The following is a 19,914-nucleotide window of genomic DNA, read 5'->3' as shown; positions in this document are numbered from 1 at the left end:
CCAATCATGTGGTTCCTCCTTGAGTGATTGGATTGTCGCGAACGAGCGCCGGGCGCGTGCCCGGAGCCCTCCCCTTGGTGGTAACGGCCCGATCGAGCACGACGAGCAGGATCAGGATAAGCCCGGACACGACCTGCTGGACGTATGCGGGAACGGACTGGAACTCCATCGCGATGGTCAGCGAGCCGATTGTCAGCACGCCGCCGAGCGTGCCGAGCGCGGATCCCCTGCCGCCTTCGAGACGAGTTCCGCCGACAACGACCGCGGCAATGACGGCGACCGTCAGTTCCGAGCCGAAGACGGGCGAGCCGGTGTTGGTGACGAGGCTCTGGAGAACCCCCGCTAGGCCGGCAAGCGTGCCGGCAAAGACAAAGCCGAGAAAGACGATACGGTCCGAGGCGATACCGCTTTCCTTGGCAGCCGCCGGGTTGGATCCCACCGCAAAAACGTTACGCCCAGGTATGGTGCGCGTCAGCCAGAAATGCAGCAGCACGATCAGGGCGATGAACAGCGCGCTGCGGAGGGTGAAGACATCGAGATAGATCTTGGCCAGCGCCAGGGAGAGCATGATGTCGGTTCCGGTCACCGGCTGGCTGTTGGTGATCCAGTGCGCGAGCGAGCGGAAGATCAGCATCGTCGCGAGCGTCAGCACGAGCGAATTCACCTTCAGGCCGACGACCAGCATGCCGTTGACGGCGCCTGCCAGGGTACCGACCAGGATGCCGACGATCGCGGCAGGGAGGATGCCGATCTCTCGCTGCAGGATGACCGATACGATGCCGGCCAGGGCAAACACCGCGCCACCGGAGAGGTCGATCTGGCCCGATATCAAAAGCACCGTCAGGCCGATCGCGATCAGGCCGATTGTCGCCGCCCGGTCGAGGCCGAGGCCGAGGGTCGATGCCGAGAGGTAGCCGGGGACCACCAGCGCGGAAATGACCAGCGTCAGACCGAGAATGACGATGACGCGATACTGCGAGACAAGCGAAAGAAAACGCATCACGACACGCCCCGCTTGCGCAGCGCCGCATCCATGCCGACGGCGCCGACGATCAGGATGCCGAGCACGAAACCCTGGATCGGCGTGCGCACACCGTCGAGCACCATGACGTTGGTCAGCAGTTGCACGAAGATGAGGCCGGCGATGGCCCGTGGCACCGATCCGAAGCCGCCGACGATCGACACGCCGCCGACCACCACCGCCGTGATGGCACTGAATTCGTAGCCGCCGCCGATGAGCGGCCGCGCGCTCTGCAGCGTCAGCCCGAGCAGGCCGCCACTGATGCCGGAAGCGAGTGCTGTGATCACGAAGGCGCCAGCCTTCACGGCCTGCACCGGAACCGCACTTGCCTCGGCGGCGCTGTAATTGCCGCCGGTGGCGAGCGTCCATCTGCCCCAGAAGGAGCGGGACAGGACGAAATGGCCGACAAGAGCAATGACCAGGAAGATCAGCACCACGACCGGAATGCCGAACAGCCGGCCCTTGGCGAATTCGGCGGAGGCGGGATTGCTGCCATAGACGATGACCCCGCCGACAGCCGCCTGGACGATGCCCAGTCCGATCGTGCCAATGCCGAGCGTGGCAATGATTGGATTGATGCCGACATATCCGACCAGGACCCCGTTGAGCAGGCCTATGAGGCCCGCGAGACCAACCGCCAGCACGAAGGCCGGCAGCGGCCCGATCATCGGCTGCAGCCCGAGCGACAGGATGGCGCCGCAGGCGATGGTGGCCGGCACCGACAGGTCGGCCAGGCCGCCGACCACGAGCACGAAGGTCATGCCGACGACGACGATGCCGACGATGGACATCGAGGTCAGGACGTTGAGCAAATTGCCTGATGTGAAGAAGGCGGGGCTGACGAAGGAGCCGTAGAGCATCACGGCGAGGATAGCGAAGGCCAGCCCCGCCTTCGACAGGACATCGACAAGCCTGCTGCCACGCGTAAAGCGGTCGTTGCGGTTCACGCCGCCGATCTCCATGGCAGCTTCGGTCACGCCGTCTCCTCCCCCGTGGCTAGCGCCATGATGCGCTCCTCGCTCAATTCGCTGCGCAGGAGAGGCTCGGAGGCATAGCCATCGCGCATCACCACCACGCGATCGCAGACGCCGAGGATTTCGGGCAGCTCCGACGAGATCATCACGACCGCCATGCCGCCGGCGACGAGTTGGCCGATGATGTGGTGGATCTCGGCCTTGGCGCCGACGTCGACGCCCCGCGTCGGCTCGTCGAGGATCAAGGCCGAAGGTTTGGCGGCAAGCCATTTGGCGATGACCGCCTTCTGCTGGTTACCGCCCGACAGAAGGCTGATGCGCCGTTCGCCGTCGGGCGGTGAAATCGAAAACTGCTTGACCGAGTCCGCGGCAAGCGAGTGATCGGCGCTGCGGCTGATGCGACCGAAACGGCTCAGGCGGCGCAGTATGGGCAGGCTGATGTTTTCCCGGATCGACATTCCAGGCACGACGCCGTCGCCCTTGCGATCTTCCGGAACATAGGCAATGCCTGCCCTGACCGCCTGGGATGGCGAGTTGATCGAGACCTCGCGTCCGTTGACGCTGACCGAGCCCTCGACAAGCCGCGACAGGCCGAAGATTGCGCGGGCGACCTCGGTGCGGCCAGCGCCCACCAGCCCCGTCAAGCCCAGTATCTCGCCGGCGCGTACATCGAAGCTGACATTGCGGAAGCGCGTGCCGTCGCTGATGCGTTCGACGCGCAGCACCGACTTGCCGATCTCGGCCGGGCTTTTCGGGAAGACATTGCTGACTTCGCGACCGACCATCAGCCTGATCATGTGAGCGGCATTTATGCCTTCGATCGGACGCGTCTCGATCATTGAGCCGTCGCGCAGCACAGTCACCTCGTCGGCGATTTCGAGCACCTCCTTCAGTCGGTGGCTGATGTAGATGATGGCGATGCCGTCATCGCGCATCTTGCGCAGGATCCGGAACAACGCCGCCGTCTCATGCTCGCTGAGGCTGGATGTCGGTTCGTCCAGGACGATGATCCTGGGCTGCGCCGCGTAGGCTTTGGCGATCTCGACGAGCTGCTGCTGGCTGATCGACAGGTTGCCGAGCCGTTCACGTGGGTTGATGGCCGCTCCGAGCTCATCGAGAACGGCGGCTGCAGCCCGGATCATCTCGCCCTTGCGCAGAAAGGTCCACTTGCCCGGCATGCGGCCGAGATAGACGTTTTCGGCGACGCTCAGGTCGGGGACCAGATTGATTTCCTGATGCACCATGCGGATGCCCAGCGCCTGGGCGTCCGCGGGCCGGCGCATGCGCACTTCGGCGCCGCCGACCCTGATTGTGCCGCTGGTGGGTGCGTAGGACCCGTTGAGCACTTTCATGAGCGTCGATTTGCCGGCGCCGTTCTCACCCACGACCGCATGAACGGTACCGAATTTCACGGCGAAATTGACGTTGGACAGAGCCTTCACGCCCGGGAACGTCTTGCTGATGCCTCGCATGTCCAAGGCGCAATCGGCGGCGACAGTCATATCTGGCTAGGTTCCTCCTGGCGGCTGGCCGATCGTCCTCGGTATCGGCCATCGATATGTTAGTATAATAGTTTCTTCAACGCAGCTCGACCCCTCTTCGAACTGGCTTGAACGTCCGGGCTTTTGAACACGCGACTCAGTCCAGGCTCTCGGTTGCGGATTGAATTTCTCACCGCGGACGATGACTATTGCACTAATATAACAGTTCTGGCAAGCTGGATTCCGGCGGTCGTTTATGGGCATCGTGTCCACCGACACCCGACGCTTCCATTGGATGCGTGCCAATTGACATTCTAGTATTATCTGGCCATTTCTGGTGAACGAAGACACGGATTTGCAATGGACCTGGATCCTTCGACGCTCAATCGGGCTCTTCCGCTCCGCGATCAGATCTACCACAAGATCCGCAACCTGATCGTCGTCGGGCAGCTGAAGCCGGGGGAGGTGATCAACGAGGTCGCCATCGCGGAGGCCCTGGGGGTGTCTCGCACCCCCGTTCGCGAAGCGGTCAAGCGCATCAGCGACGAGGGCCTGGTCAAAATCCTGGCACAGACCGGCACCTATGTCGCTCCGATCAGCCGGGCCGACCTGGAAGAAGCCTATGTCATCCGGCGGGCCCTGGAGATGGAAAGCGCCCGACGCGCGGCCGCCAAGTTCACAGCGGCAGCCAGCGAATTGCTGGAAGACAACATGGCGGCGCACCGGCTTGCCATATCGCGCGGCAGATATGCCACCGCGATACAGCTCGACGATGTCTTCCACCGCACCATAGCCGAGATCTGCGGCCTGCCGATGATCTGGAGAGCCGTCGACATCTCGAAGGCACAGATGGACCGCGGACGCTATCTCGCCATCCCAAGACCGGGTTATGGCGAACAGACGATCGAGCAGCACGAGGCCATTTTCGACGCGCTGAAGCGCCACGACGCCGAGGGGGCGGCAAGGGCCATGGAACATCATCTCGAGACGTCGTTCCGCAACACGCTCGAAGTCGCCGCCGACCTTCTCGACTGAAGCCTCGCGAGCAACCGGCATGCAAAGAATGGGGCTTTGTATCGGCGTGAAAGCCGAGGCGATCGCGGACTACAAGCGCGTCCACGCCGCCGTCTGGCCCGAGGTGCTGGACGTCATCAGTCGCGCCGACATCCGCAACTATTCGATCTTCCTGCGCGAACCGGAGAACGGTGGGAGTTGTGCGACCCCATGCAGACGCCGCTGCCGACGCGCGCCGACGGGCGAATGGCGGGCGGCCATGGAAGAGGTCTTCCATCTCGACTGACCGTGTCCCGGCCGTGCGGCGGTCCGTTCTTTCATCCAGCCGTTTGCCGCCCTCAAACTGCGCCGCAAGGCGCACTCATTGCACGCCACTCACCTAACCGATCCGCCGCAACGCCCTGCAGTCCAGGCCTTTCGCAACCGCACCTTGACCACTGACATTCTGTTATATTAGTATTCCAAATCACTTTTGCCTCTCGGCGCTCCTTGTCGGGGGGAGCTTTTTCAGAGTTTGGGTCATGGCACGGTTCATCAAGCTGTCGGATATCGACAACATTCTTCTGGCGGTCGATCCGTTGAAAATCGGCGACAAAGCCGGGGACGTGGCGGCCAGGGCACGCATACCGCGCGGGCACAAAATGGCCTTCCGCGACATCGGCTCGGACGAGCCGATCGTGAAATACGGCCAGACCATTGGTTTTGCGCGGGGATCCATCGTCGCCGGCGACTGGGTTCACGAGCACAATGTGTATCTGCGCAATTTCGAACGCGACTACGTCTTCGGCACCAATACCAGGCAAACCGAGGTCGTTGCCGAGGCCGAGCGCGCTACTTTCATGGGTTACCGCCGGCCGAGCGGCAAGGTGGGCACGCGCAACTTCATTGCCGTCCTGACCTCGGTGAACTGCTCTGCCAGCGTCGCCCGGTTCATCGCCGACGAAGTCAACCGGTCCGGCATCCTGCGCGACTATCCCAATGTCGATGGCGTCATTGCGCTCGTCCACGGCACCGGCTGCGGCATCGACACCAAAGGCCCCGCTTACGACCTGCTGAAGCGCACGCAATGGGGCTTTGCCACGAACCCCAATGTCGGCGGCGTGCTGATGGTCGGGCTCGGCTGCGAAGCGTTCCAGATCCCACGCTGGATGCAATCCTACAACATCGAGGAGAGCACGACCTTCCGCACAATGACCATCCAGGAAACCGGCGGCACGCGAAAGACGGTCGAAGCCGGCGTCAAGGCGATCGTCGACATGCTGCCTACGGTGAACGCCGCCGAAAGGACGCCGCAGCCGGCCTCCGAACTGGTGCTTGCGCTGCAATGCGGCGGCTCGGACGGCTATTCCGGCATCAGCGCCAATCCGGCACTTGGCGCGGCGGTGGACCTGCTTGTCGCGCAAGGCGGCACGGCCGTGCTTTCGGAGACGCCGGAGATCTATGGCGCCGAACATCTCCTCACCTTGCGCGCCGAGAGCCGCGCAGTGGGTGAAAAGCTGATCGAACGCATCCGCTGGTGGGAGGATTATACCGCCAGGCACGACATGGAGATGAACAACAACCCCTCGCCCGGCAACAAGCTGGGCGGGCTGACGACCATCCTGGAGAAATCGCTCGGCGCCTCCGCCAAGGGCGGCACCACCAATCTGCGCGCGGTGCTGGAATATGCCGAGCCGATCAACGAGCGCGGCCTCGTCTTCATGGACACGCCCGGCTACGACCCGGTCTCGGCCACCGGGCAGGTCGCCGGCGGCGCCAACATATTGTGCTTCACCACCGGCCGCGGTTCGGCCTTCGGATGCAAGCCGACGCCCTCGATCAAGCTTGCCTCCAACACCTTTATCTTCGAGCAGATGCGCGAGGACATGGACATCAATTGCGGGGATGTACTGGACGGCGTCTCGCTGGCCGAGAAGGGCCGGGAAATCTTCGCCGAGATCCTGCGCGTGGCATCCGGCGGGCGCACCAGGTCGGAAGCGCTCGGCTATGGCGACAACGAGTTCGTGCCGTGGAGCCTTGGCGCGACCATGTAGCGATATCGCCCGCCTGCACAGGCCGGCGGGCGCCCACGAAAAATCTCAAACGGAAAGAACCGCTCGACATGAACAGCATCGATCTTGACGGCCAGCACGCTGTCGTCACCGGCGGCGCCCAGGGCCTCGGCTTCGCGATGGCCAGACGCTTCGTTGCCTCCGGCGCGACGGTCAGCTTGTGGGACCTCGATGAGGCACGTCTCGAGACCGCACGAGAAGAACTCGGCAGCGCCGCTTCGACAGAATTGGTGGATGTCGCCGACTGGGCGTCGGTGGATGCCGCGCGCGCCAGGACCGAAGAGCGCGCCGGCAAGATTTCCATTCTGGTCAATTCCGCCGGGATCGCGGGCCCGGCCGCCCCGCTCGACGTCTACGACATCGAGACGTGGAAGAAGGTCATCGACGTCAATGTGAACGGCACGTTCTACGTCAACCGGGCGGTGGTTCCGGGAATGAAGGAGCGCAATTACGGGCGCATCGTCAACATCGCCTCGGTCGCCGGCAAGGAGGGCAACCCCAACGCATCAGCCTATTCGGCCTCGAAGGCGGCGGTCATTGGCCTGACCAAGTCGCTCGGCAAGGAACTGGCGCAGTACGACATCGCGGTGAACTGCATCTCGCCAGCCACGGCGCAGACGCGCATTCTCGAACAGCTGACGCCGGAGCATATCGAATATATGCGCTCGCGCATTCCGCGCGGCCGCCTGCTGGAGGTCGACGAGGCCGCCGCCATGGTCGCCTGGCTCGTCTCCAAGGAGAACAGTTTTACAACCGCCTCCACGTTCGACCTGTCGGGTGGGCGGACGACCTATTGAAAGGCAGTTGCCGTTCAGCCAGGCAACCGACCGAGATCAACCGCAAAGCGCTCCACCATCGCGAGGCCAGGCTCGCTGGGCCGCATCGCCGGAGCCCGGTCGTGTATCGGGATGCCTGCGCGGGCGCCGAACAGCCGCTTGCCATAGCAGATCAAGTTTTCGATGCCTTGCATGACGAAGACCGCTGCCGGCAACATTCTTGCATATTCAGCCTCGGCCGTGGCTTCGCCTCCGGCGCGGAACGCATGATAGGCGCGCACGGCATAGTCGGCGCAATCCGGCGCCAGGATCATGCCGCGGCAACCGATGCGGAAATTGTCGATCAGTTCCAGGCCGCCACGCCCGTTGAAAACCGGTATCCGGCCATCGGTACGCTCGATCAGCCCGGCGATGTCGGTAACCGGACCCTCGCCCTTGATCAGCCTTACGTTGGGATACAGCGTGACGAGGTCGCGGATTTCGTCTGATGAAAGGCCGCGCCCGAAAAACGCCGGCGCGTTCTGGATCGCCACCGGCAGATCGGTCGCCTCGGCAACGCGGCCGAAGAAGCTGATGTATTCCGGCGTACCATAGGATCCGACGGGCGGCGGCTGCAGGATCACCCAATCCGCTCCGACGCTTTCGGCGTGCCGAACCTGCGCCACCTGCTCAGCCACAGAAGAACCGAAGATGGTGAAGGCGAGCGGCACTTTTCCGGCGGTGTCTTCGGCTGTCCAGTCCATGATCGTCCGGCGCTCGGCGTCGGTCAGCTTGGCGACTTCCGTCGCCAGGCCGAGCGCCGCCATGCCGTGCACGCCGCTCGCCAGGCAAATCTCGACCTGCCTGCGCATCGCTGCGCGGTCGAGTTTTTCGTCGCTGTCGAACAGCGCGTAGAGAATGGCGTGAATGCCGTGGAAATCGTCAGGCTGGAAATTGGGCATGCAGGTCAGCCTCAATGGCTTTCGCGAGGGATAGCATGGCCACGGCATCCGACGAGAAAGTCGAGATCGGCGCCGCGATCCGCCTGCAGAACATGGTCGACATAAAGTCCCTGATAGCCGCCGCGCATCGCCGGCTCCGGCGGAGCCCAGGATGTCCGCCGCCGCGCCAGTTCCTGTTCCGACACGTCGAGATGCAGCTTTCTTGCTTCGACATCGAGTTCGATGAAGTCGCCGCTCCTGACCAGCGCCAGCGGACCGCCGACGGCGGCTTCCGGTGCAGCGTGCAGAACGACGGTGCCGAAGGCGGTACCGGACATGCGGGCGTCGGAGATGCGTATCATGTCGCGGACGCCTTGCTTCAGCAGCTTCCGAGGCAGAGCCATGTTGCCGACCTCGGCCATCCCCGGATAGCCCTTGGGGCCGCAATTCTTCAGCACCATGACCGAGCTCTCGTCGATATCGAGCGCGGGATCGTCGACGCGCGCCTTGTAGTCGTCGATGTCCTCGAACACGACGGCGCGGCCGCGATGCTTCATCAATCCTGGCAACGCGGCTGAAGGTTTGATGATGGCGCCGTCCGGCGCCAGATTGCCGCGCAGCACCGCGATGCCGCCCTGGGCGGTAAGCGCCTTGTCGCGCGGGCGGATAACCTCGGGATTGTAGTTTTGGGCATCGGCAATGTTGTCGCGCACGGTCTTGCCGGTGACCGTCAGCGCGTCGAGATCAAGCCGACTGGCGATCTCTTTCATGACGGCCGGAATGCCGCCGGCGTAGCAGAAATCCTCCATCAGGAAGCGGCCGGACGGCATCAGGTCGAGGATGGTCGGCACATCGCGGCCATATCGATCCCAATCGTCCAGCGTCAGCTCGGTGCCGACACGGCCGGCAATCGCCAGCAGATGCACGACCGCATTGGTCGAGCCGCCGATGGCACTATTGACACGGATTGCGTTGGCGAAGGCCGCCTTCGTGAGGATGGCCGACGGGCGCAGATTCTCATCGACCATCTCGACGATGCGCCGCCCGGTCATGCGGGCGATGCGGCTGCGGCGCGCGTCGACCGCCGGATAGGCGGCGTTGCCGGGCAGCGCCAGGCCGAGCGCCTCGACCATCGAGGCCATGGTCGAGGCCGTGCCCATGGTCATGCAGTGGCCGGGGGAGCGCGACATGGCGCTCTCGGCATTGGCGAAATCCTGCTCGCTCATCACGCCGGCGCGGACATCCTCGGAGAATCTCCACACATCGGTGCCGGAACCGATCTCCCGTCCCTGAAAGCGGCCATTGAGCATCGGTCCGCCGGAAATGACGATCGACGGCAGATTGCAAGAGGCCGCGCCCATGACCAGCGACGGCGTGGTCTTGTCGCAGCCTGCCATCAGCACGACGCCGTCCATCGGGTTGCCGCGGATCGCCTCCTCGACATCCATTGAGGCGAGGTTGCGAAACAGCATCGCCGTCGGCCGCAGATTGGACTCGCCGCAAGAGAAGACCGGGAATTCGAGCGGCAGGCCGCCAGCTTCCAGGACGCCGGCCTTGATGTGCTCGATCAGGCCACGGAAATGCACGTGGCAAGGCGTGAATTCGGAGAAGGTGTTGCAGATGCCGATCACCGGGCGGCCGTCGAAAGCATCGTCGGGCAGGCCGTTGTTCTTCATCCAGCTGCGGTGGATGAAGGCATCCTTGCCCAGCCCGCCGAACCAATGCTGCGATCGTCTCTTGGTCATGGTCTTTCCGGCGTTCAGGCGGGATGCTGCAGCTGGCTCAGCCCGCCATCGACGACGAGCGTCGCCGCGTTCATGAACGGGCACTCGTCGGAAATCATGAACACCGCGGCAAGCGCGATCTCGTGCGCCGTGGCGATGCGGCCGCCGGGATGCAGCGCCATGGTGTTGGCGCGTGCTGCGGCCGGATCGGCAAAGCTGTTCCAGTAGTCGATCGCCTTCTGCGTCTCGACATAGCCCGGCGCCAGCGCGTTCACGCGCACGCCTTGCGCCGCATATTCGAGCGCCAGCGATTTGGTCAGGCCGAGCAGAGCGTGCTTGGCGACGGGATAGGGGAAGGTGTGCGGAATGATGGTGAAGCTGTGCGTCGAGGCGATGTTGAGGATGGCGCCGCCGCCGCTTGTAATCATGCCCGGCAGCACAGCCTTGCTGCAATTCCAGGCGCCCTTGACGTTGAGGTCGAAATTGCGGTTCCACTCTTCCTCGGTCGCCTTGAGCGGCGTCGAGAACACATTGACCCCGGCATTGTTGATCAGCGCGTTGATGTGGCCGATTTCGTCGGTCGCTTGGCCGACGGCAGTGGCAATCGCGGCTCCGTCGCTGATGTCGGCTGCCGCATGCCCGACATGGCCGTGCGGCGCGGCAAGGCCGGCGACGGCCTTGTCCAGCAGTGCGCCGTCGCGGTCGACGAGGAACAGTCTTGCACCTTCGGCAAGGCAGGCCTCGGCGATGGCCAGCCCGATGCCTTGCGCGGCGCCGGTCAGGAAGATGCGTTTGCCGGAAAGGCGCTCAGCCATTTTTGTCCCTCCAGCTTAGCGCCGGCCCAGTGCCGACGAGCGCAGATTGTCGAGCAGCACGGCCAGCAGCAGGATCACGCCACGTACGATGTACTGGTAGAAGGCCGGGATGTTGAGCAGGTTCATGGCGTTTTCGGCGATGCCCATGATCAGCACGCCGACGATGACGCCCGACATGGTGGCGCGGCCGCCGGCAAGCGAAACACCGCCGAGCACGCAGGCCGAGATGACCGAGAGTTCGAGCCCGACCGCCGCGTTGGGCTGGCCGGAGGTGATGCGCGACGCCAGCAGGATGCCGGCGATGCCGCAGACGACGCCCTGCAGCGCAAAAATCCAGATGCGCGTCCGGTCGACATTGACGCCGGCAAGACGCGAGGCCTCCGGATTGCCGCCGATGGCCAGCGTGTTCTTGCCGAAGACGGTGCGGTTGAGGACGAAGCCGAAGATGCAAAACAGGATAGCGAGCACCCAGACCGGCGTCGGTATGCCGAGCAGTTTCGAGAGCGCCAGCTGATAGAAATCCGAGCTGTTGATGCCGACGGCACGGCCGTCGGACGCGATCAGCGCAAAGCCGCGCACGATCTGCATGGTGGCCAGCGTCGTGATCAGCGCGTTGATGCGGAATTTGGCGATGACGACGCCGTTGATGAAGCCGACGAAAGCGCCGCAGGCGATTGCCGCCAGCAGGCCAAGCAGGATCGAGCCGGTGTAATTCGACGCCATCACAGCGACCATGCCGGCAAAGGCGACGATCGAACCGACCGACAGGTCGAAGTCGCGCGCGGCGAGGCAGAACATCATGGTGCAGGCGACGATGCCGACGGTGACCACCGACTGCAGCAGGCCGAGCATGTTGCGGTCCGTAAGGAAGTTCGGCACCAGAGCCGACACCAGCGCGAAGGCGACGACGAAGATGACGACGAGGCCCTGTTCGCCGAGCAGGATTTTTTTCAACTGGTCGGTCATGCCAAAGTCCTCAGGATGCGATCGCGTCGGGAGTTTTCTGATCGGGGAGAGCGGCGGCCAGGATCGCCCTTTCGGCGAACTGGTCGCGGGTGAGTTCAGCGCTGACGCGGCCACCGCACATCACCAGAATACGGTCGCAGATGCCCATCACTTCCGGCAGTTCGGACGAGACCACGACGATCGCCATGCCGTCCTGCGCAAGCTGGTAGAGCAATTCGTAGATTTCCGATTTGGCCCCTACGTCGATACCGCGCGTCGGTTCGTCGACAATGAGAACCCGCACCCCTTGTTCGGACAGCCAGCGGCCAAGGATGACCTTCTGCTGGTTGCCGCCGGAGAGATTGATGATGTCCTGCTTGCGCGACGGCGTGCGCACCTTGAGCTTCTTGATGAAGGTTTCGGCGGTGGCGATCTCGCTGGCGCGGTTGAGCACGCCGAAGCGCGTGTGATGGCGCCGCGACGAGATGTTGATGTTCTCCTCGACCGAGCGGCCCTGGATGATGCCGTCATGCTTGCGATCCTCCGAGCACAGCACGATGCCGGCCCGGATCGTGCCACGCGGATCGGCGGCACGGACCAGCTTGCCGTCGACGGTGATGCTGCCGCCCGAGCGCGGATCGGCGCCACAGACCAGCCGCATCAGTTCCGAGCGCCCGGCGCCGATCAGGCCGAAGAAGCCGACGATCTCGCCTGCCCTCGCCTCGAAACTGGCCGGCGTCTTCAGTTTGGGGCCGCTGAGAGCGTCGACCTTCAGGCGGACATCGCCCGTTTTTCGTGCGCGAAAACCCCAGATATCCGAAATCTCGCGGCCGACCATCTCGGCGACGACCTGGTCGCGGGTGACGCCTTTCAGCGACGCATGGTGCGCCGCGAGCTTGCCGTCGCGCAGCACGGTCAGGCTGTCGCAGAGCCGGAACACTTCGTCGAGCCTGTGCGAGACATAGATGATGACCTTGCCTTCGCCGCGCAGGCGGTCGATCAGGGCAAACAGGATTTCGCTTTCGCGCGAGGAAAGCGACGAGGTCGGTTCGTCCAGCGCGATAACGCGTGCGTCGAGCATGACCGCCTTGGCGATCTCGACCATCTGGCGTTCGCCGATCGACAGCGTCTTGACCTTGCGGCGCATGTCGATGTCGATACCGGCCGATTTCAGCTTGGCGCCGACGTCGTCCAGCATCCGGCGGCCGGCGATGATGCCGGCGTTGGCGGGGAAACGACCGAGGCTGAGGTTTTCGGCAACGGTGAGTTCAGGAACGAGTTGCAGTTCCTGATGAATGACAATGACGCCATTGTCGAAGGCATCCCGGGTCGAGGTATAGGCCTGAACCCTACCGTCAATGCGGATCTCGCCCTGATCGGCATGCTGGTCACCGGACAGTATCTTGATCAGGGTGGATTTGCCGGCGCCGTTCTCGCCCATCAAACCATGCACGGCGCCTTTGTCGACACCGAACGAGACGTCCGACAGCGCCTTGACGCCCGGATAGGTCTTGGTGATGTGCGAGAAGTCGAGAAAGGACACGGGCAGCGATCCTCTTATGGAATGGCAAACAGGCGGCGGGATGAGCCGCCGCCTGTTTGTACAGGGAGGATTATTCGATGCCGAGACCCTGGCGGACCTTCTGGTAGTCGTCGCGCTTGGCGAGTGCACCCGAGGTCAGGATCAGCTTCTCCGGCTCCTTGTTGTTGGCAACCCAGTCATACATGTCGAGCGCCGTCTCGTAGCCATGACGCTTCGGCGAGATGATCACGGTGCCGACGAAGCCGGTGGCCGTCGGCTTCTTAAACTCGTTGATCGCCGAATCCGCGCCGCCAATGCCAACACCGATCATGCCGTCCGCCGGAATGCCAACGCTTTCGGCTGCACGCACGGCGCCGAGCACCGCTTCGTCGTTGAGGCCGAAGGAAACCCACTTCTTGATGTCGGCATGGGCGTTGAGCACGACCGTCGCCGCATTGAGGGCAGCTTCCGTGTCGGTCTTGGCCTGCGGGGCGTCAAAAATGTTCTCGGCCTTGAAGCCGTTTGCCTTCAGCACCGAGATGGCACCTTCGACGCGATCGACCGCCGTCGGCAGCTGGTCGTAGGAGACGCGGATGGCGCCAACCTCGTCGGCTTTCCAGCCGCGCGCCTTCATTTCGTCGACGATCGCCTGGCCGACGGCTTCGCCGATCTTGGTGGCCGAAATGCCCATATGCGGGACGTCTTCCAGCGCCTTGCCGTCGGCGCCGACCAGACGGTCGTCGACAGTCATCAGCTTGAGATTGTTGGCGGCGGCCTTGGCGACGATGCCGGGGCCAAGCTTCACGTCCGGTGTGCAGACGATGAAGCCCTGGGCGCCCTGGGCGCCGAGATTGTCGATCGCCGACATCAGCTTCTCACCGTCCTCGGCGCCGATCTTGACCAGGGTAAAGCCCTTCTCCTTGGCGGCCTGGTCAGCGAACTTCCATTCGTCCTGGAACCACGGCTCCTCGGGCTGCTTGACGATGAAACCGATCTTGGTGTCCTGAGCATATGCAGCGATGGTCGTGACGGACAGCACGGCAAGCGCGCCCGCGACGAGCGCGGTCTTCAAAAGTCGCATGATTACCTCCCAGCGATAGACCGGGCGCTCAGCCCGGATGCCGGAGTGTCTAATCGTTTTTATCATACTCGTCAATTGATCTGGTATGATAATTAATGTACATGCTCTGACCAGCAATCGCTGGCGCAATCAGTCCGCATCCGTTAATGGCGGATCGGTTGTGCGAAACCAGCGGTTCGCCGCCTTGGAGGAGGGCTGAGGTGACCGGGACTTTGAAGAAACCGCAAGGCGACACAGCCACTCGCCGCCCGCGCGTCATGCCCGATGTGACCAAGGCAATGGCCTCAGACATCTTTTCCGGGCGCTACCCGGCCGGATCCTCCTTGCCGACCGAAAACGAACTCGGCGTCGAATATGGTGTCAGCCGCACTGTCATCCGCGAGGCCCTGAAAGTGTTGGCGGCAAAGGGGCTGGTGCTGTCGCGGCCGCGCGTCGGCACGATCGTCTGCAACGAGGACGACTGGAACATCATCGACCCACAGGTGCTGGCCTGGCACGCGCCGCATGCACTGGACGACAAGCTGTTCGACGCCATCCTCGAAACGCGCCGCGCCATCGAGCCGCTGGTCGCCGAACTGGCGGCCACGCGCGCAACGCTGCAGGAAATAGCCGATCTCGAAGCGGCATGGCGCGGCATGGCCGGCGCCGGCGAGGATCTCGCCGCCTTCTCGCGCAGCGACATCGCCTTCCACCAGATCGTCTATACAGCGAGCCACAACCCGATCTTTCGCCAGATCGGCAATCTGATCGACACCGGGCTGAAATTCTCGCTGGAGGCGACGGCGGTGATTTCGCTCGACCGGCGCATGGAGGCCGTGGCGGCGCACCGCGAGGTGGTCGAGGCGCTGCGCATGCGCGACGCGGAGGCGGCGCGCGGGGCGGCAAATCGAATCCTCGACCTTGCGGCGCGCGACCTCGTCAGCGCCAAGAAACTCAAGAGCAACTGAGACGGCGCATGAAAATCATCTCGCTCACCACCTACATCGTTCCGCCGCGCTGGCTGTTCCTGAAGATCGAAACCGATGCCGGCGTCACCGGCTGGGGTGAGCCGGTCGTCGAAGGCCGGGCGCTGACCGTCGAGGCAGCGGTCAAGGAGCTTGGTGATTACCTGATCGGCAAGGATCCCCGCCTGATTGAAGACCACTGGACGGTAATGCACCGCGGCGGCTTCTATCGTGGCGGGCCGATCCTGATGAGCGCCATTGCGGGCATCGACCAGGCACTGTGGGACATCAAGGGCAAGGCGCTCGGCGTGCCGGTGCATGAACTGCTCGGCGGCAAGCTGCGCGACACGATCAAGGTCTATTCCTGGATCGGCGGCGACCGGCCGGCGGAGGTCGCGGCCGGTGCCAAGGAAATGGTGGCGCGCGGCTTCCTGGCGCTCAAGATGAACGGCACGGAAGAACTGCAGATCGTCGACAGCCATGACAAGATCGACGCGGCTATCGAACGCGTCGCCATGGTGCGCGAGGCGGTCGGGCCCAACATCGGCATCGCCGTCGATTTCCATGGCCGCGTGCACCGGCCGATGGCGCGCGCCCTGGTCAAGGAGCTCGAGCCCTACAGGCTGATGTTCATCGAGGAGCCGGTGCTCAGCGAAAACCGCGAGGCGCTGAAGGAGATCGCCGCGCTTGGCTCGACGCCGATTGCGCTCGGCGAGCGGCTCTACAGCCGCTGGGACTTCAAATCCGTGTTCGAGGAAGGTGTCGTCGACATCATCCAGCCCGATTTGTCGCATGCCGGCGGCATCACCGAATGCCGCAAGATCGCGGCGATGGCGGAAGCCTATGACGTCGCGGTGGCGCCGCACTGCCCGCTCGGGCCGATCGCGCTTGCCGCATGCCTGCAGCTCGACGCGGTCAGCTACAACTGCTTCATCCAGGAGCAGAGCCTCGGCATCCACTACAACGCCTCCAACGACCTGCTCGACTATGCCGCCAACAAGGATGTCTTCCGCTACGAGGATGGCTATGTCGCCATCCCCGACGGCCCGGGCCTGGGTGTCGAGATCGACGAGGACTATGTCAAGGAGCGCGCTAGGGAAGGCCACCGCTGGCGCAACCCGATCTGGCGCCACAAGGACGGCTCCTTCGCCGAGTGGTGATCGGGCTGGCTTTCAGTCTCTAAGCGCTCCATGAACAGTGAAGACTTTGTCCGGCGAACAGTTGCTCTCGAGAAATGGCTGGTTCGTTCCGTTTGATGGGGGCGCTTTCAGCGGCGTTGCCTGAACTGACCATCAAACGCAGATGACCGCAGTACGGCACATTCATCGGCTGCGAATTGCAGAGGGACTGTTTGGTGGAGCCAATCGGGATCGAACCGACGACCTCTTGAATGCCATTCAAGCGCTCTCCCAACTGAGCTATGGCCCCACTTCCGGCAGTCAACCGGCGCCGTTTCCGGCGAAGAGATCCGGCGCGGGTTGGAGACCGCGCCGTTAGTGCAGGCGGCTTCTAACCCCGCCTTTCGTCAATATCAAGCCTTCAAGAGCCGCTTTTTCTTCGCAGGCTACGAAAGCCTGCAAACGCCCGCTTTCAAGGCCGATCAGACCTCGTCGTCGTCGTCGCCGACGCCGATCATGTCGGCAACGTCGTCATCTTCTTCCTCTTCGTCGGCGAGGAAGGTGTCATCCTCGTCGTCGCCGAGGTCGACGTCATCCTCGTCGTCGCCGAGATCCGGCAGGTCGTCGCCCTTGGCGTCCTCGTCGGCCTCTTCAAGCGAGACGACCTCAACGCCCTCTTCTTCCTCGGCGTCCACTTCCTTCTCGGCCACTTCCTCTTCCTCCTCGAGAGCGGCAATCTTGCCTTCCTCGAAATAGGAACGCGGATAGGTCTTGCCGGTGTAGGGCGAGACGATCGGGTCCTTGTTCAGGTCGTAGAATTTTCGGCCCGTCTCCGGGTCGATACGTTTTGTGCCAAGTTCGGTTTTTGCCACGGCAAGCCTCGTCAATAAAAGAGTGGTCCCCTTAACCACAGTTTGCAGCGCTGTCAAAGCGAAAAGCCGGCGTCACAAAACCATACGTTGAAAGGCGTCGCGTCAGTGACGACCATGGGGGATGACCATTTCGGCCCGCCGTGATACGAGACCGCCGCAACAAATGAAAAGCGCCGGCCCGCCGGCATTCCGTCCAGGGAAATTCCATGTCTCACGCCGCCGCGCCCAAGCCGGCCACCGCCCGCCAATCCCCAGCCCTTTCTGGTATCGCGCGCGTGCCGGGCGACAAGTCGATCTCGCACCGCTCCTTCATGTTCGGCGGCCTCGCCTCGGGCGAGACCCGCATCACCGGCCTGCTCGAAGGCGAGGACGTGATGCGCACAGGTGCTGCCATGAAGGCTATGGGCGCACATATCGAGAAGAACGGCGACGAGTGGGTGATCCGCGGCACAGGCAATGGCGCACTGCTGCAGCCGGAAGGCCCGCTCGATTTCGGCAATGCCGGCACCGGCTCGCGGCTCACCATGGGCCTTGTCGGCACTTATGACATGGAGACGACCTTCATCGGCGACGCCTCGCTGTCGGGCCGGCCGATGGGCCGCGTGCTGGAACCCTTGCGCCAGATGGGCGTGCAGGTGCTGAAGGCGACACCGGGTGACCGCATGCCGATCACGCTGCATGGGCCAAAGCATGCCGCGCCGATCACCTATCGTGTGCCGATGGCCTCGGCGCAGGTCAAGTCGGCGGTGCTGCTTGCCGGGCTGAACACGCCGGGCATCACCACCGTCATCGAGCCCGTCATGACGCGCGACCACACCGAAAAGATGCTCAGAGGATTCGGCGCGAACCTGTCGGTCGAAACCGACGAGCGCGGCGTGCGCCACATCTTCATCGAAGGACAGGGCAGACTGACCGGCCAGACCATCGCCGTGCCGGGCGACCCGTCCTCGGCCGGCTTCCCGCTGGTGGCCGCGCTGATCGTGCCGGGTTCCGACATCACAATCGAGAACGTGCTGATGAACCCGACCCGCACCGGCCTGCTTTTGACGCTCCAGGAAATGGGCGGCAAGATCGACATTTTGAACCCGCGCAACGCCGGTGGCGAGGACGTCGCCGATTTGCGCGTGCGCTACTCCGAGTTGAAGGGCGTCACCGTGCCGCCCGAGCGGGCGCCGTCGATGATCGACGAGTATCCGGTGCTGGCGGTCGCGGCGAGCTTCGCCGAGGGCGAGACGCTGATGCAGGGGCTGGAGGAGCTGCGCGTCAAGGAATCCGACCGGCTGTCGGCCGTCGCCAACGGGCTGAAGCTCAACGGCGTCGATTGCACCGAGGGCGAGGCCTCGCTCGCCGTGCGCGGAAAACCGGGCGGCAAGGGGCTGGGTGGCCATCCGAACGGCCAGGACACGACCGTGCAGACCCATCTCGACCACCGCATCGCCATGAGTTTCTTGGTCATGGGGCTGGCGACGGAAAAGCCGGTGACGATCGATGACGCCGCGATGATTGCGACGAGCTTTCCGGAGTTCATGGGGCTGATGACGGGGCTGGGCGCGGAGATCGGCTAGTCGATGGCTTGGGACCAGACTGCAACGCTGGCGGGACAGCACCCCCCTCTGTCCTGCCGGACATCTCCCCCGCAAGGGGGGAGATTGGCGGCTTTGGCGCTCCATTCAATCCTGCAATATTGGCGATTGGCTAAGTCAGCGGTGATGGCTGATCTCCCCCCTTGCGGGGGAGATGTCCGGCAGGACAGAGGGGGGTGTGAAGAATCTCGGCGCCCGTCTTCTTCATCGCACCTGTCAATCGCGGCGGCCCGCCAATGACTCACACCTTCACCATCGCCATCGACGGCCCCGCAGGCGCCGGAAAAGGCACGCTGGCCCGGCGGCTCGCCGACCACTACCGGCTGAACCTGCTCGACACCGGTCTCACCTATCGCGCCGTCGCCTATGCGCTCATCCAGCACGCGCTGCCGCTCGACAATGTCTCGGCCGCCGAAACCGCGGCCCGCCAGGTCGATCTGGCGAAGCTCGACCGGGCGGTCTTGTCAACGCATGCCGTCGGCGAGGCTGCCTCCAAGGTCGCGGTGTATCCGACGGTGCGGCGCATCCTCGTCGAAAAGCAGCGCGACTTCGCCAAGACGCCGCCGGGCGCGGTGCTCGACGGGCGCGACATCGGCACCGTTGTCTGCCCCGACGCCGACATCAAACTCTATGTGACAGCGAGCGCCGAGGTGCGGGCACAGCGCCGGCTGTCGGAGATCGAGAGCATCGGCGGGACCGCCGATTTCACCGAAATCCTCGCCGATATCGTGCGCCGCGACGAACGCGACATGAGTCGAGCGGACTCACCGTTGAAGCCGGCGGCCGACGCGCACTTGCTTGATACCAGCGAAATGGCTATAGAAGCCGCGTTTCTTGCAGCCATGGCGATCATAGACGACGTGCTGGCCAAAAGAGACAACGCCTAATCCGGGTTTTCCCTCGTATTTCCGTTGTCGGAGGCGAAGAAAATACCCATATCGGGCACGAACCAGCCTGCCAGCATTCTTCATGCGCCGGAATTGCCGTTTAAAGAGCGGCCCAGGGTTTTTGTAGCCCGGAACGCCGGTAGGCCAAACGCAACGCTAACCCACGGCGCCCGTCCCGCTTTTAGA

General features: G+C 63.7%; 17 protein-coding genes, 1 tRNA gene and 1 pseudogene. 8 read left to right on the top strand and 11 right to left on the bottom strand.

The features are described 5' to 3' along the window. Positions 1–4: 4 nt before the first annotated feature. Genes NKI69_RS00185 through NKI69_RS00175 form a run of 3 tightly spaced genes read right to left on the bottom strand, consistent with a single transcriptional unit; the run spans position 5 to position 3,497 of the window. Entirely contained in the window at positions 5–1,000 is a 996-nt protein-coding gene (locus tag NKI69_RS00185) for an ABC transporter permease (protein WP_127322263.1), read from the bottom strand. Further along, positions 1,000–1,998 carry an ABC transporter permease gene (locus NKI69_RS00180; protein ID WP_245273225.1) on the bottom strand — a complete coding sequence of 333 codons (999 nt, stop codon included), beginning with the start codon at positions 1,996–1,998 and terminating at the stop codon, positions 1,000–1,002. The genes NKI69_RS00185 and NKI69_RS00180 overlap by 1 nt, the downstream gene beginning before the upstream one ends. Further along, a complete protein-coding gene (locus tag NKI69_RS00175; protein ID WP_352551217.1) occupies positions 1,995–3,497 on the bottom strand; it encodes a sugar ABC transporter ATP-binding protein in 1,503 nt (500 codons plus the stop codon). Before NKI69_RS00175 ends, NKI69_RS00180 begins: the two co-directional genes overlap by 4 nt. A gap of 339 nt (positions 3,498–3,836) precedes the next feature. On the opposite strand from NKI69_RS00175, the gene NKI69_RS00170 reads away from it, so the two are divergent. The 4 genes and pseudogenes from NKI69_RS00170 (at position 3,837) to NKI69_RS00155 (ending at position 7,338) form a co-directional block, all read left to right on the top strand. Further along, positions 3,837–4,511 carry a GntR family transcriptional regulator gene (locus tag NKI69_RS00170; protein WP_128287601.1) on the top strand — a complete coding sequence of 225 codons (675 nt, stop codon included), beginning with the start codon at positions 3,837–3,839 and terminating at the stop codon, positions 4,509–4,511. Between the two features lie 19 nt (positions 4,512–4,530). Continuing rightward, positions 4,531–4,674 (top strand): annotated as a pseudogene (locus NKI69_RS33510) (L-rhamnose mutarotase); the annotation flags it as partial. A 337-nt stretch (positions 4,675–5,011) separates the two neighbouring features. Then, a complete protein-coding gene (locus tag NKI69_RS00160; RefSeq protein ID WP_023811529.1) occupies positions 5,012–6,523 on the top strand; it encodes a UxaA family hydrolase in 1,512 nt (503 codons plus the stop codon). A gap of 68 nt (positions 6,524–6,591) precedes the next feature. Then, a complete protein-coding gene (locus tag NKI69_RS00155; RefSeq protein ID WP_023811528.1) occupies positions 6,592–7,338 on the top strand; it encodes an SDR family NAD(P)-dependent oxidoreductase in 747 nt (248 codons plus the stop codon). A gap of 14 nt (positions 7,339–7,352) precedes the next feature. Here the strand turns inward: NKI69_RS00155 and NKI69_RS00150 are convergent, their stop codons facing one another. The 6 genes from NKI69_RS00150 to NKI69_RS00125 form a co-directional block, all read right to left on the bottom strand. Next, complete coding sequence (locus NKI69_RS00150; RefSeq protein ID WP_023811527.1) at positions 7,353–8,258, bottom strand: dihydrodipicolinate synthase family protein; 906 nt, start codon at positions 8,256–8,258, stop codon at positions 7,353–7,355. Positions 8,259–8,269: 11 nt separating this feature from the next. Further along, positions 8,270–9,982, bottom strand: a complete 1,713-nt coding sequence (araD, locus tag NKI69_RS00145; protein ID WP_352719519.1) for an L-arabinonate dehydratase — start codon at positions 9,980–9,982, stop codon at positions 8,270–8,272. Positions 9,983–9,996: 14 nt separating this feature from the next. Beyond that, complete coding sequence (locus NKI69_RS00140) at positions 9,997–10,776, bottom strand: SDR family oxidoreductase (RefSeq protein WP_023811525.1); 780 nt, start codon at positions 10,774–10,776, stop codon at positions 9,997–9,999. Between the two features lie 15 nt (positions 10,777–10,791). Further along, positions 10,792–11,742 carry an L-arabinose ABC transporter permease AraH gene (gene araH, locus NKI69_RS00135; RefSeq protein WP_023811524.1) on the bottom strand — a complete coding sequence of 317 codons (951 nt, stop codon included), beginning with the start codon at positions 11,740–11,742 and terminating at the stop codon, positions 10,792–10,794. A 10-nt stretch (positions 11,743–11,752) separates the two neighbouring features. Continuing rightward, positions 11,753–13,264 (bottom strand): L-arabinose ABC transporter ATP-binding protein AraG, encoded by a 1,512-nt coding sequence (gene araG, locus NKI69_RS00130; RefSeq protein WP_023811523.1) that lies wholly within the window; start codon positions 13,262–13,264, stop codon positions 11,753–11,755. A 70-nt stretch (positions 13,265–13,334) separates the two neighbouring features. Next, positions 13,335–14,324: an arabinose ABC transporter substrate-binding protein gene (locus NKI69_RS00125; RefSeq protein WP_352719517.1), complete on the bottom strand. Its 990-nt coding sequence runs from the start codon at positions 14,322–14,324 to the stop codon at positions 13,335–13,337. A gap of 257 nt (positions 14,325–14,581) precedes the next feature. Here NKI69_RS00125 and NKI69_RS00120 point away from each other — a divergent pair, with 257 nt between their 5' ends. Together NKI69_RS00120 and dgoD are read left to right on the top strand one after the other, a co-directional pair. Further along, entirely contained in the window at positions 14,582–15,271 is a 690-nt protein-coding gene (locus NKI69_RS00120; protein WP_245273229.1) for a FadR/GntR family transcriptional regulator, read from the top strand. 8 nt (positions 15,272–15,279) lie between these two features. After that, complete coding sequence (gene dgoD, locus NKI69_RS00115) at positions 15,280–16,428, top strand: galactonate dehydratase (protein ID WP_023811520.1); 1,149 nt, start codon at positions 15,280–15,282, stop codon at positions 16,426–16,428. Positions 16,429–16,620: 192 nt separating this feature from the next. Here dgoD and NKI69_RS00110 read toward each other — a convergent pair. Together NKI69_RS00110 and NKI69_RS00105 are read right to left on the bottom strand one after the other, a co-directional pair. Beyond that, positions 16,621–16,696: transfer RNA gene (locus tag NKI69_RS00110), tRNA-Ala, on the bottom strand. A gap of 172 nt (positions 16,697–16,868) precedes the next feature. After that, positions 16,869–17,258, bottom strand: coding sequence for a TIGR02300 family protein (locus tag NKI69_RS00105; protein WP_023811519.1), 390 nt, complete (start codon positions 17,256–17,258; stop codon positions 16,869–16,871). 206 nt (positions 17,259–17,464) lie between these two features. On the opposite strand from NKI69_RS00105, the gene aroA reads away from it, so the two are divergent. Together aroA and cmk are read left to right on the top strand one after the other, a co-directional pair. Next, complete coding sequence (gene aroA / locus NKI69_RS00100; RefSeq protein WP_023811518.1) at positions 17,465–18,823, top strand: 3-phosphoshikimate 1-carboxyvinyltransferase; 1,359 nt, start codon at positions 17,465–17,467, stop codon at positions 18,821–18,823. Positions 18,824–19,077: 254 nt separating this feature from the next. Further along, a complete protein-coding gene (gene cmk, locus NKI69_RS00095) occupies positions 19,078–19,728 on the top strand; it encodes a (d)CMP kinase (RefSeq protein WP_023811517.1) in 651 nt (216 codons plus the stop codon). The last annotated feature ends 186 nt before the right edge of the window (positions 19,729–19,914 follow it).

It is taken from the genome of Mesorhizobium sp. M0491, assembly GCF_040321265.1.
In the GTDB taxonomy this organism is placed as follows: domain Bacteria; phylum Pseudomonadota; class Alphaproteobacteria; order Rhizobiales; family Rhizobiaceae; genus Mesorhizobium.
Note: the sequence above shows the minus strand (reverse complement) of the source record. Positions and strands in the feature narration are given on the sequence as shown.